Source organism: Rhodoblastus acidophilus (assembly GCF_009720655.1).
Classification (GTDB): domain Bacteria; phylum Pseudomonadota; class Alphaproteobacteria; order Rhizobiales; family Beijerinckiaceae; genus Rhodoblastus; species Rhodoblastus acidophilus_A.
Genome location: NZ_WNKS01000011.1, coordinates 15,801 through 28,684 on the forward strand (window position 1 = coordinate 15,801; position 12,884 = coordinate 28,684).

At 65.0% G+C, this 12,884-nt stretch carries 8 protein-coding genes; 7 read left to right on the forward strand and 1 reads right to left on the reverse strand.

Features of this window, described 5'->3' with window-relative positions:
* Nucleotides 1-18 precede the first annotated feature (18 nt).
* Together GJ654_RS12645 and GJ654_RS12650 are read left to right on the forward strand one after the other, a co-directional pair.
* Complete coding sequence (locus GJ654_RS12645; protein ID WP_210350831.1) at nucleotides 19-1,227, forward strand: anaerobic sulfatase maturase; 1,209 nt, start codon at nucleotides 19-21, stop codon at nucleotides 1,225-1,227.
* Nucleotides 1,228-1,262: 35 nt separating this feature from the next.
* Entirely contained in the window at nucleotides 1,263-2,720 is a 1,458-nt protein-coding gene (locus GJ654_RS12650) for a glycoside hydrolase family 15 protein (protein WP_196305543.1), read from the forward strand.
* Here the strand turns inward: GJ654_RS12650 and GJ654_RS12655 are convergent.
* On the reverse strand, nucleotides 2,717-4,486 hold the full coding sequence (locus GJ654_RS12655) for an ABC transporter ATP-binding protein/permease (protein ID WP_155446520.1): 1,770 nt from the start codon (nucleotides 4,484-4,486) through the stop codon (nucleotides 2,717-2,719). The two genes, GJ654_RS12650 and GJ654_RS12655, sit on opposite strands and share 4 nt — an antisense overlap.
* Before the next feature lie 82 nt (nucleotides 4,487-4,568).
* On the opposite strand from GJ654_RS12655, the gene GJ654_RS12660 reads away from it, so the two are divergent.
* The 5 genes from GJ654_RS12660 to GJ654_RS12680 all read left to right on the forward strand — a co-directional run bounded on the left by GJ654_RS12660 (nucleotide 4,569) and on the right by GJ654_RS12680 (nucleotide 12,840).
* The gene (locus GJ654_RS12660; RefSeq protein WP_155446521.1) at nucleotides 4,569-6,695 is read left to right on the forward strand and encodes a glycoside hydrolase family 3 N-terminal domain-containing protein; all 2,127 of its coding nucleotides are present in this window, start codon (nucleotides 4,569-4,571) and stop codon (nucleotides 6,693-6,695) included.
* Nucleotides 6,696-6,762: 67 nt separating this feature from the next.
* On the forward strand, nucleotides 6,763-9,183 hold the full coding sequence (ppsA, locus tag GJ654_RS12665) for a phosphoenolpyruvate synthase (protein ID WP_155446522.1): 2,421 nt from the start codon (nucleotides 6,763-6,765) through the stop codon (nucleotides 9,181-9,183).
* A 74-nt stretch (nucleotides 9,184-9,257) separates the two neighbouring features.
* Nucleotides 9,258-9,743, forward strand: coding sequence for a hypothetical protein (locus GJ654_RS12670; protein WP_210350832.1), 486 nt, complete (start codon nucleotides 9,258-9,260; stop codon nucleotides 9,741-9,743).
* 284 nt (nucleotides 9,744-10,027) lie between these two features.
* Nucleotides 10,028-11,656, forward strand: a complete 1,629-nt coding sequence (locus tag GJ654_RS12675) for an efflux transporter outer membrane subunit (protein WP_155446523.1) — start codon at nucleotides 10,028-10,030, stop codon at nucleotides 11,654-11,656.
* A 5-nt stretch (nucleotides 11,657-11,661) separates the two neighbouring features.
* Nucleotides 11,662-12,840, forward strand: a complete 1,179-nt coding sequence (locus tag GJ654_RS12680) for an efflux RND transporter periplasmic adaptor subunit (RefSeq protein ID WP_196305544.1) — start codon at nucleotides 11,662-11,664, stop codon at nucleotides 12,838-12,840.
* Nucleotides 12,841-12,884 lie beyond the last annotated feature (44 nt).

Here is a 12,884-nt window from a genome sequence, read left to right on the forward strand (position 1 = left end):
CGGCGGCCGTTCCACCTCATGGCAAAGCCTACGGGCTTCCGTTGCAACATCGCTTGCGACTACTGCTTCTATCTTGAGAAAGAGGCGGGCGCGCTAAAACCGCAGAGCCCGCAACTTCATATGGATGATGCGACGCTCGACGCCTATGTGCGTAGCACCATCGAAGCCAATCCCGTCAATGAGGTGGAGTTCGCCTGGCAGGGCGGCGAGCCCACGCTGGCGGGCCTGGATTTTTTCGAAAAGGCGCTGGCGAGCCAGGCCCGCCACGCCCATGGAAAATTGGTGCGAAATTCGATGCAGACCAACGGGCTGCTGATCGACGAGCGCTGGGCGCGTTTCCTCGCCAGCAACAATTTTGTGGTCGGCATCTCCGTGGACGGGCCACCGGCGATCCATGACCTTTATCGCCGGGCGCGCAATGGCAGGGGCGTCTACGACGAGGTCGCGCGCGCGATCACGCTGTTCAAAAAACACGGCGTCGAGCACAATATTCTGGCCGTCGTCAACGCCGCGACCGCCGAGCACCCGGTTGAGGTCTATCGGCACCTGACCCGGGAGCTTGGCGCGCAGCACCTCCAATTCATTCCGGCGGTCGAGCGCCGGCCGGCCGGTCTGGAAGCCGGCGAGCTTCTTCATCCCCAGGTCGAAGCAGCGGACGCCGCGCTGACGGACTGGTCGGTGTCGGGCGAGGCCTATGGCCGCTTCACCATTGCCGTGTTCGACGAATGGGTTCAGCGCGATGTCGGGCGCGTCTTCGTGCAGCTGTTCGAGAACACGCTCGCCGCCTTCGCCGGCGAGACGCCCAGTCTCTGCGTGATGCGCCCGACCTGCGGCCAGTCGCTGGTCATCGAGATGAACGGCGATGTTTATTCCTGCGATCACTATGTCTATCCGCAGCATCGTCTGGGCAACATCCGCAGGGACGATCTGGCGACCATGGTCTCGGGCGCGAAACAGCGCGACTTCGGACTGGCCAAGGCGGATCTTTCCGCCAAATGCATGAAATGCGAATGGCGCTTCGTCTGCCGCGGCGGCTGTCCCAAACATCGCATCCACCGCGCCGGGACACATTGGCACAACCATCTGTGCGCCGGCTACGAGGCGATGTTTGCGCACATGGCGCCCTACATGCGCTTCATGGCCGAGCAGTTAAGCCGGCGGCAGTCGCCGGCCGCCGTGATGGGCGCGGTCTCGGCGATTCGCGGTTCGGCGCGCGCCGGCGTATGATGGCGCCAGAGGCTCGGTGCGGAGCAAGGTTCGCGATGAGCAACACGTCACCCGTGCGCCCGATGGAAAGCCTGGACGACTGGCTCATCCGCCAGTACGAACGCTGCGCCGAATTTTTACCGCGCGCCATTTCGGCGACCCATCTGACGCGACATCGGCGCAATTACGGCCAGACCATCAGGGCGGCGAAGGGGGCGGTGCTCGCCTCCACCGATCCCGCGGAAAACCCGGATTATTTCTTTCACTGGCTGCGCGATTCCGCCATCGTCATCGACGGGCTGCGCATTCTGATCGAAGACGGGCGCGACGATCTCCTAAAACTGTTCGGCGAATTCGTGGACTTCAGCCTCGGCCTGACCCGGCTCGACGGGCGGGCCAATCCGCATGACGCGGAAGAGCGCGCCGGCGTCTTGCCGGATTTCGTTCAATATGTGCGCACCCCTGAAGAAATGGCTTTTGTTCGTGGAGAAGCCGTGCTCGGCGAGGCCCGCCTGTCCGCCGACGGCCGGCTGGACATCCTGCAATGGTCGCGTCCCCAGAACGACGGCCCGGCGCTGCGGGCGCTCGCGCTGATGCGCTACTGGCGCAACGAAAACCTCCATGATCGCCTGCCGCTCGCCGCCATGCGCCTGCTGATCGAAGGCGATCTCGACTATACCCTAAAACACTGGCGCGAGCCCTGCTACGACATCTGGGAAGAACATTTTCGTCGCCATTATCACACGCAAGTCGCGCAATACGCCGCCCTCAGCGACGGCGCGGACTGGGCGCGCGCCCTCGGCGACGAAAAACGCGCCGAGGATTACGCCCGCGCCGCAGCAGAGGCGGCCAAGACGCTCGACGGCTATTTTTATGACGGAGCCTATCGGACGCCGCTGCCCGATCCCGCGCTGAAACCGACGCCGACCCTACGGCTCGACTTCGCCGTCATTTTGGGCGTGGTTCAGGCGGCCCGGCGCAATGGGCCGCACAGCCCCGCCGATCCCCGCGCCTTCGCCACTCTCGCCAAGCTCGAAGACCTGTTCGATCGCGCCTATCTCATCAACCGCAACCGGCCCGCGGACTGCGGGACCGCGCACGGGCGCTATGACGGCGACGTCTATTTCACCGGCGGCGCGTTCTATTTTTCCACCCTCGGCGCGGCGGAATTTTATTATCGTTCCGCGACCGCCGCCGCCTCCGGCGAGCCCTTGGCCGTTTCGCTCGCGAACCGCACCCTGCTCGCGCGTCTGCTGAATGCGGAGGATCGGACGTTGGGCGTGCAGACGCTGCGACCGGAGTTCCGGGCGCCGCTGGCCCGCGCGCTGATCCGGCGTGGCGATGCAGTGATGGCCACGGTGCGCCGGTTTGCGCCCGAATCCGGCGTGTTGGCGGAACAATTTTCCCATATCGACGGCGCGCCGACGTCGGCGCTCGACCTGACCTGGAGCTACGCCTCGTTCATCATCGCATTGGCTTGTCGAAAGGAGGCGCTGCGCGCCGTGGGGGGCTAACGGCCAAGTTTGGCGCCCGTCGAGCGCGGCTGCAACGCAACCAGATGAAGGACGCGGCGAAAGAAGGGGTCCGCTCCCTGAGGCCCTGAAATATTGATCAGGGTCGAGGCTGACAGCTCCCTGCCGAACATTTCGAACAAGGTTTTGCGCGCCGCGGCGGGCAGCGAGTCCATGGCGCTGTCGACAATGACCCAGAGCGGCTTGTGCAGCAGCAACCGAGCGAAAGCGAGGCTCTGCTGCTCCGCTTCGGTGAGCTCCCGGTCCCAGCGCTCGCGTTCGTCGAGACGGCGGACCAGATGATCGAGCCCCATCCGCGCCAGCGCCTCCTCGAAATGCGTGGACGCGAACTGGTCTGCCTGCGCCGGATAGGCCAGGTTCTCCCGCAGCGAGCCATCGGTCATGTAAGCGCGTTTGGGCATGAACATGATGCGGTCGTCGCTCGGCAGCTGGATGCCGCCCGCGCCCCAGGACCAAAGGCCGGCCAGAGCCCGAAAAAGTGTCGTCTTTCCCGATCCCGGCGCGCCGACGATCAGCGTGTGCTCTCCCGGCGCGATTTCGACTTGGGCCGCGTCGATCCCGATCCGGGCCGAGGGCGAGATGACCACGAGGTCGTCGAAGCGCAGCGTGTTGTCTGGCGAAACCGCCAGCCTTATGCGCGACACGCCGTCGACGCGGTCCTGCGCCTCCAAAGCGCGGCGAAAGCCCGCGACGCGCAGCAAGGTGGCGCGCCAATCGGCGATCGCGCCGGCATTGTCCACAAACCAGCGCAGCGACAGGTTCACCTGCTCGAAAGCCCCCACCGCCATCAGCAGCCCGCCGAAGGTGAGGCTGCCGGAGAAATAGGCGGGCGAGACGACGATGATCGGCGCGACCAGCGTGATCCAGCCATAGCCGGCGGTCACCCAGGTCAGGAGCGTGGTGACGCCGACATGCGCGCGCAGCACGTCGAGCAATCGGTCGAACTTTTCGTTCAGCCGCAGTTTTTCGTCCGCCTCGCCGCGATGGACGGCGATGCCCTCGCCGTGCTCGCTGGCGTGCACGAGGGCGAACCGGAGATTGGATTCGCGCGCGTAGCGCTCGGCGTTGATAGGCACGAGCCGCCGCGCGGCGCGCCAGGACAGCAGCGAAGCCGCGCCTGCGTAGATCAGCGCCGCCCAGACCATGTAGCCGGGAATGCTGAAGGGGCGGCCTCCCAGCGAAAGGAGCACGCCTTCCGACAGGCTCCAGAGCACGCCAATAAAACTCAGGAGCAGCAAGGCCGACTGCAGAAGGCCGACGCCGAGATCGGTCGAGAGTTCCGCGAGATGGTTGACGTCCTCGTGGACGCGCTGGTCCGGATTGACGCCGATCAGGCCGGCGCCGGCGATGAGGAAGACGCGGCCGGGCGCCAACCATTGCGCGATCAGGTCTCGGGTCAGCCCCTCGCGCAGCTTCATCTTCATCGTGAGGTTCAGCCGCTTCTGCGCGACATTGAGGGCAAGCAGCGTCCCCGCGATGAACAGGTAGAGGACAAGCTGGCGGCCAAAGCCGGAAATATCCTTGTCGGCGAGCGTATCGTAAAACGCCTTGGTCCAGGCGTTTAAGCGCAGCTGCATGAAGGTGGTGGCGGCGACGACGGCGCAGAGCCCTGCGGCCAGGGCGAGCAGCGCCATGGCCTGCGGCGAGGCGCAAAGCGCCCGCAACAGGCTCCTCGCCAGCGCGACGAAGTCGTCGATACCGGACCCGCCGTCGGCGGTCCCGGAAGCGGCGCCTGCCCCTTCCGCCATTGTCACCCTCGTGCGACCGGCCTTCGCAAAGCCCGGTCAAGCTCATAACATGACTCGAGTCGGCATGAGCGGGAAGAGGCGAATGAACCGGGACGCGATCGAAGACCTCCTCGCCCGCATGACGCTCGCCGAGAAGCTCGGACAGATGACCATGTCGCCGGCGGGCGGAGCGAAGACGGGCCCGGTTCGCGGCGAGGCGACAACCGAAGCCATTCGCGCCGGCGAAGTCGGCTCGCTGCTGAACATCTGGGGCAAGGCGGCGACCGAAGGTTTTCAGAAACTCGCGGTGGAGGAGACGCGGCTCGGCTTACCCTTGTTTTTCGGAGTCGACGTCCTGCACGGCCACGACACCGTCTTCCCGATCCCCATCGCCGAAGCCTCCGCCTTCGATCCCGACCTCTGGGAGAAAACGGCGCGGGCTGCGGCGGCCGAGGCCGCGGCCGACGGCGCGGACCTGACCTTCGCGCCCATGCTCGACACCGCCAGGGACCCGCGCTGGGGCCGCATGGCCGAGGGATTTGGCGAGGATCCCCTGGTCGGCATGCGCTTCGCCGCCGCCAAGGTGAGAGGATTTCAGGGGGGCGACCTGTCCTCGCCGGCCGCCATCGCCGCCACGGCCAAACATTTTGTTGGCGGCGGCGCGGCTCTGGCGGGTCGCGAATATGCCGCAGCCGACATGTCGGACCGCACGCTGCATGAAACCTACCTGCCGCCGTTTCGGGTCGCGATCGAAAGCGGCTGCGCCGCTGTCATGGCGGCCTTCAATTCGGTGGCGGGCGTCCCGATGACCGCCAACGTCCCGCTTCTGCGCGGCTATTTGCGAGAAAAGCTGGGTTTCGATGGCGTGATCATGAGCGACTACGCGGCGATAGAGGAACTGATCGACCACGGCGTCGCCGCCGACCGGGTGGAGGCGGCCGCTTTGGCGCTGAAGGCGGGGGTGGACATCGACATGGTCAGCGGCGTCTATCTTTCGGCGCTGCCCGAAGCCATTTCGCGCGGGATTGCCGACATGCGGGACATCGACGCGGCCGTGCGGCGAATCCTCGCTTTGAAGATGAAGCTCGGCCTGTTCGACGACCCTTTTCGCAGAATCAGGGCGACGAAACCATTGCCGGCGATTGATTTAGCCTTGGAGGCGGCGCGCGGCGCCGTCACGCTGCTGACGAATGACGGCATCCTGCCGTTCGCTGACACTGTGCGACGCATCGCCGTGGTCGGTCCCCTGGCCGATGCGAAGGCGGAAATGGTCGGCCCCTGGACGCTCGCCGCCGATCCACAGCAATGTGCCAGCATTCTCGAGGGTTTGCGCGCCGCGCTGCCCGATTGCGACATCGGCTTTGCGCCGGGCGTATTCATAGACGGACAAGACGTGGGCGGGATCATCGAGGCGCAAGCTTTGTGCGAGGCCGCCGACCTCGTCATTCTCTGCGTCGGCGAGGCCGCCAACATGAGCGGCGAAGCCGCCAGCCGGGCCAACCCCGGTCTGCCCGGCCGCCAGCAGCAACTCGCTGAGGCCGTGCTCGCCAGCGGACGGCCCGTCGTCGCGGTCCTGTTCTCGGGGCGTCCGCTGATGGTCCCTTTCCTCGCCGAGAAGGCGCGGGCGCTTGTCGCCGCCTGGTTCCTCGGCGCGGGCGCCGGCCGGGCGGTCGCCGAAGTTTTGGCCGGGCGCGTCGATCCCGCCGGGCGACTTCCCGTGACCTGGCCTCGCGCGGTCGGGCAAATCCCCATCCATTTCTCGGAACGGCCGGCCTCGCGGCCGCTGGAATCGGACGATCCCTTCACCAGCAAATATATCGACACGTCCAACGACCCGCTGTTTCCCTTCGGCCACGGCCTTTCCTACGCCAAGGTCCGGCTGGACGGGCTCCAGCTCGACCGAAACGAATTCAAGTCGGGGGAAAGGATTCGCGTCACGGTCCGTGCGGAAAACCTCTCCAGCCGTCCGGCGGTTGAAACCGTTTTTCTGTTTTCACGCGACCGCGTTGCGTCTTTCGCGCCCCAAGTGCTGGAGCTGAAGGATTGGGCCAAGGTGGAACTGGCTCCGGGCGAAACCGCGACGGTCGCCTTCACCCTCGACGCCGAAGATTTGGCCTGTCTCGACGCAGCCTTGACGCCGAGGCTTGAGCCCGGCGATTTCGACATTCTCGTCGGCCTCAGCGCCGACCGCCGGTCTCTTCTTTCGGCGCGCCTGCGCTGTCGAGCCTGAAAGACTTTCTGACGCGGATCATGGCGGATCGCACCGGGAAGACCTATCTCTTTGTGAGGAGGGGTCCATGACCGGCTCGCCTTCTTATATCCGCTGGTTTGGCGCGCTCCGCATCGAGGACGTGCCGCTGGTGGGCGGCAAGAACGCCTCGCTCGGCGAACTCTATGCGACGCTGACCGCAGCCGGAGTGCGGGTTCCCAACGGCTTCGCGCTGACCGCCGAAGCTTTTCGCGTGGCGCTCACCGAAGCGGACGCCTGGACCGAACTCCACAAGCTTCTGGACGGTCTCGACCATCACAATCTCGCCGCGCTCGCGGATCGCGCCGCGAAGGCGCGCGACATCGTCTATCGCGCGACCGGCGGCCCAGGACTGCGCGAAGCCATTGCGGAGGCCTACGGCGCGCTCGAACGCGAGAGCGGCAAAAACCTCGCCGTCGCGGTGCGCAGTTCGGCGACCGCCGAGGATTTGCCGACGGCCAGTTTCGCCGGCCAGCACGAAAGCTATTTGAACGTTCATGGCGAAGAAGCGGTTTTCGAGGCCTGTCGCAAATGCTTCGCGTCGATCTTCACCGACCGGGCCATCGTCTATCGGATCGACAACGGTTTTGATCACTTCATGGTCGCGCTTTCGGTCGGCGTCATGAAAATGGTCCGCTCCGATCGCGCGTCGAGCGGCGTGATCTTCACGCTCGACACGGAATCCGGCTTTCGCGACGTGGTCTTCATCACGGGGGCTTATGGGCTTGGCGAAAATATCGTGCAGGGCAAGGTCGATCCCGACGAATTCTATGTGCATAAGCCGACGTTCCGACAGGGGCGCCGGGCGGTCCTGAGCAGGACTGTCGGCGGGAAGGAGATGCGCCTCGTCTTCGCCCGCGGCGCCGGCGAGGCGAGCACGCGCAACGAGCCGACGCCCTCGGTCTTGCGCCAAAAATTCTGCCTGACCAACGCGGAAGTCCTGGAACTCGCCGGTTACGCGCTGAGCATCGAAGACCATTATTCCGCGCGCGTCGGCCATCCGATGCCGATGGACATCGAATGGGCCAAGGACGGCGGCGACGGCAAGCTCTACATCGTGCAGGCGCGTCCCGAAACCGTCGCCTCGCAGCGCCAGCCCGACAGTTTCGAGACTTTTGCGCTCAAAGGCGACGGACGGGTTTTGGTGAGCGGGCGGGCGGTCGGGGAAAAAATCGCTGCGGGAACGGTCCGGGTCGTCGGCGACAAGGCGGATCTCGCGGAATTTCGACCCGGCGAGGTTCTGGTCGCGGAATCGACGAGCCCCGACTGGGAGCCGGTGATGAAAACCGCCGGGGGCATCGTCACCGCGCGCGGCGGGCGCACCTGCCATGCCGCGATTGTCGCGCGCGAACTCGGCGTGCCCGCGGTGGTCGGCGCCGCGGGCGCCACGACAAAACTGGTCACCGGCGCGGCGGTGACGGTCAGTTGCGCCGAGGGCGAGACAGGAAAGGTTTTTGAGGGGAAACTGCCGTTCGAGGCGACGCGCGTTCCGCTCACGGGATTGCCGCGCACGCGCACAAAAATCATGGTCAATCTCGGCAATCCGGACCTCGCCTTTCACACCGCCATGCTGCCGAACGACGGCGTCGGGCTCGCCCGCATGGAGTTCATCGTCAGCGAGCACATCGGCGTCCACCCGATGGCCCTCGTCCATCCCGAGAAAGTGGCCTCAGCGAAGGCGCGGGCGCAGATCGGCCGCCTGACCCGCGGCTATGAGCGTCCCGTCGATTTTTTTGTCGAGCGCCTGTCGGAAGGCGTCGGCGTCATCGCCGCCGCCTTTTATCCAAAGCCGGTGATCCTGCGGCTTTCCGACTTCAAGACCAATGAATACGCGAGCCTGATCGGCGGCGCCGGATTCGAGCCGCACGAGGAAAATCCGATGCTGGGCTTCCGTGGCGCCTCACGCTACGCCCACCCCGCCTATGCCGAGGGCTTCGCGCTCGAATGCGCGGCGGTGAAACGCGTGCGCGCCGACATGGGGCTGACCAATCTGCGCATCATGGTCCCGTTCTGCCGTCGCGTCGTCGAGGCGGAAAGGGTGATCGCCGAGATGGCGCGCCATGGGCTCGCGCGCGGCGAGAACGGCCTCGAAATCTATGTCATGTGCGAAATCCCGAACAATGTGATCTCAATCGACGCATTTTCAAAATTGTTCGATGGATTTTCGATCGGCTCGAACGACTTGACGCAGTTGACGCTCGGGGTCGATCGCGACTCGGAGATTGTCGCCTTCGATTTCGACGAGCGCGACCCCGGCATGCTGGAAATGCTGCGTCTCGCCGTGACCGGCGCCAAGCGCAATCACCGCCATGTTGGCATTTGCGGCGAGGCGCCGGCCAATTATCCCGAGATCGCCCGTTTCCTTGTCGGCTTGGGAATCGATTCGATCAGCGTCAATCCGGCGAGCGTGCTGCGAACGATCCGTGTGGTCAGCGAGGCCGAGAACGCGCCCAACCTGTCCAAAACGTAAGCTTGACCAACCGAAATCGTCTCGCAATGATTTGATGCGGCTCGCGGTCGCTCGAAAGGGCGAGAGGCGGGACGTTGTCTTTCAAAATCTGGATCGATGAAATGTATTGGGGATTGAAAGACACGGCTCTGGGCTTGCTGCTCATTGTGTTGACCACGGCGGTCCACACGATGGGCGTCGTCATGATCGCCTTTGCGGGATCGGGGCTCAAAGACAGAGTGTCGACCTGGAAGCTCGGTTTGCACAAGGGCGTCCTGTTCGTCATGGTGGCGATCGGATCGTGCGGGCTCCTTTTGGCGCTTCTTCATGGAATCGAATATGCCATCTGGGCCGCAGCCTATTACTGGGTCGGCGCCCTGGATTCGCCCTCGAAGGCGATGCTCTATTCCATCGACGCCATGACGACGCGCGGCGCCTCGGGGCTTTTCCTGGAACACGACTGGCGGATGCTGGGCGCGCTGGAAGCCGCCGACGGCATGATCCTGTTTGGCATCAGCACCGCCTTCCTCTTCACGGTGATGCAGGTCTTGTGGCCGCTGTTGACGACATGGCGTCGCTAGAAGGTTGCCGTTGGGGCAGCAGAGGCGCCCATAACTACTGTGCCGGCGATTTGAATAGGCTGGTCGAGCACCCGTAAAACGCGGGCGCGATGCGTATCGCGTGGTTGTGATTTTCGTATGCGGCCAATTGCCGGCGTTGCCAAGTTGCAACAGGACTGGGAAAACGGCGCGCAATTCCAACCATTGCTTGATCGTCAGGCGGCCGGCGCCTAACCCTAAGCATATTATTCGATCAGATCAGAAACAGGTTAACCCATGGTTAATTTCGCTGGGCGGGATGTCCGATGAGTCGAGATCACGACATCTCCCGGCGCTTGCGCAGGGGCGCGTCCGTTCGGTGGGGGGCGCTGGCTCTGGTTGCGCCGCTCGCGGGCTGTGCCGTCGGGCCGAATTTCGTCACGCCGCCTGCGCCCGTGGCGGCGAGTTGGCGGGAGGCGCATGTTCCGTCGATCAAGACCAACCGGCAAAATTATCGCAATTGGTGGACCGTCTACCGCGATCCCACCCTCAACCGGCTGGTCGACCTCGCCTATGAGCAGAATCTCACCCTGATGGAGGCGGGCGCCCGGGTCATCAAGGCGCGGGCGAGCCTCGGCATCGCCATCGGCGAGTTCTTTCCGCAGACGCAGCAGTTGAACGGCTCCGGCGACTATATGCAGCCGAGCCGCAGCGACGCCACCTCGAACCCGTACAACACGCTCGACCGGCAGTTTTGGCGCGTCAATCTCGGCGGCCAGGTGGCCTGGGAGCTGGATTTCTGGGGCAAGTTCCGCCGCGGCGTCGAATCGGCTGATGCCGCCTATCTCGCCACGATCGCCAGCTATGACGACGTGCTCGTGACGTTGATCGGCGATGTCGCCAGCACCTATATCTCCATTCGCACCCTGCAGCAGCAGATCGCCATCGCCAAGGACAACGTCGTCAAGCAGAAGCAGGCTCTGGCCCTCGCGCAGGCGCGCTACAAGGGCGGCGCGACCTCCGAGCTCGACCCGCTCCAGGCGGAAAACGTGCTGGCGCAAACCCAGTCGGCGATCCCGCAACTGACCGCGCAAATGCAGAAGCAGGAAAACGCGCTGCGCGTCCTGCTCGGCATGACGCCGGCCTCGCTCGACGGCCTGCTGGCGCATTCGAAGGGCATTCCCTCGACCTCGGCCAATGTCGCGGTCGGCATCCCCGCCGAACTGCTGCGGCGCCGGCCCGACATTCGCGCCGCCGAACTGAAGGCGGCGGCGCAAAGCGCCCAGGTCGGCGTCGCCGAGGCCGATCTGTTTCCGGCCTTTTCGCTGGGCGGCGTGATCGGCACGCTGGCCAGCTCGACCAACGGCCACAGCCTGAACCAATTGTTCAGCCCGCAGAGCATCACCTTCGCCTTCGGCCCCTCGTTCAGCTGGCCGATCCTCAATTACGGCCAGATCACCAACAATGTCCGCGTGCAGGACGCCGAATTGCAGGCGCTCCTGATCAATTACCAAAACACGGTGTTGAAGGCGCAGCGCGAGGTCGAGGACGGGCTCAGCGCCGTGGTGCAGGGGCGCCAGCAGGTCGCCTATCTCAAGCGCAGCGTCACTGCCGCCAGCCAGGCGCTGGTCATCGCCTTGCAGCAATATCAGCTGGGCTCGCGCGACTTCACCACGGTGCTGACCGCCGAGCAGAATCTTTATCAGGCGCAGAACAATCTCGCCGTCGCGCAAGGCAATGTCTCGGTCGGCCTGACCATGACTTATCGCGCCCTGGGCGGCGGCTGGCAGATCCGGGAGGGCCATGATTTCGTCAACGAGCCGACCCGCGCCGAAATGCGCGCGCGCACCAATTGGGGCGATGTCCTGCCGCCCGCCGACCAGCCGCAACCGGCGGCGCCGGGACTTCCCTCTCCGTCCGACATCGGGCCGACCGTAAGGGCGCCGCAATGGTGATCGCCATGACCAAATTCAGAACTTCGACCAAATTCAAAACTTCGTTGAAATTTTTCGCCGGCGCAGCGCTTTTGGCCGCTGTCGCAACAGCGCCCGCCCGCGCCGCCGAGCCGGCGACCCTGGTCGCGCAGGCCGAGCCGCCGGCGATTCCGGTGGTGACGCCCCGGGTGCAGACGGTCAATGAGAGCCTGGAGGTGACCGGCAACGCCGACGCGGTCAACCAGGTCATGCTCGTCGCCCGCGTGCCCGGCTATCTCGAAAAAATCCATTTCGAGGACGGCGCGCTCGTCAAGAAGGGCGACCTGCTGTTCACCATCCAGCAGGACCAGTACAAGGCGCAGTTGCAACAGGCGCAGGCCCAGCTCCAGGCGCAAAAGGTCGCCCGCGATCATGCGCATCTCGAAGTCGGGCGTTTTACCGGGCTGTTGAAACAGCATGCGACCTCGCAGGTCGAGGTCGACCACTGGGTGTTCCAGGAGAAGACCGCCGAAGCCAACATTCTGGCGGCGCAGGCGCAGGTCGAGATCGCCGCGCTCAACCTGTCCTACACCGAAGTGCGCGCGCCCTTCGACGGCCAGATGGCCAAGCATCTGGTCGATCCCGGCAATATGGTGGGCTCCGATCCCAAGAGCGCGTCGCTCGCGCAAATCACCCAGCTCGATCCGATCTACGTCGTCGCCAACATCAGCAGCCAGCAGGCCCTGCAAATCCGCGCCAATCTCGATCAGCGCCGCCTGAGCCTCGACGAATTGCATCGCATTCCCGTCGAGGCCGCGCTCTCGGACGAGACCGGCTTCCCGCATCAGGGGACCCTGCAATATGTGGCGCCGTCGATCGACCCCTCGACCGGCACGCTGTTCGTCCGCGGCATCCTCCCGAATCCGAAACGCGCCCTGCTGCCCGGCGTGTTCGTCCGGGTGCGTTTGCCCATGGGCAAGGTCATTCAGAGCGCGCTGCTGGTTCCCCAGCGCGCGTTGCAGGAGGACCAGGGCGGCCGCTTCCTGCTGGTCGTCGGCCCCGACGACGTCGCGCAGAAGCGCTACGTCAAGCTGAGTTCGCTCGTTGGCTCCTGGCAGGTCGTCACCAGCGGCGTCGAGCGCAACGAGCAGATCGTCGTCGGCGAACTCTGGCGCGTCTCGCCCGGCATGAAGATCAAGCCGACGCCCGCAGCGCTCGACAGATGAGCCTCTTCATGCGCCGGCTCGCAAAACCCGTGACCGCCAGAACC